Below are 287 nucleotides of genomic sequence, written 5' to 3'. Positions count from 1 at the left end.
TCCACGCACCCTCACGGGGTGCGACATCGATTGTCTTTCCGAGCACCGACGCCAACTTGAGTTTCAATCCACGCACCCTCACGGGGTGCGACATCGAAGCTCCGACGATTGACGCCGCAGCGGAAAGTTTCAATCCACGCACCCTCACGGGGTGCGACGCCGATGCGTGAATAAGATTGGCGAGGTCCTAAAAGTTTCAATCCACGCACCCTCACGGGGTGCGACCGACTCCGGAGTTGATGCCAATAGCAAGGACCGCGTTTCAATCCACGCACCCTCACGGGGTG

This window comes from Megasphaera sp. MJR8396C, from assembly GCF_001546855.1.
Lineage (GTDB): Bacteria > Bacillota > Negativicutes > Veillonellales > Megasphaeraceae > Megasphaera.
The sequence above is the reverse complement of the archived record's forward strand: the minus strand, read 5'-3'. Positions refer to the sequence as shown.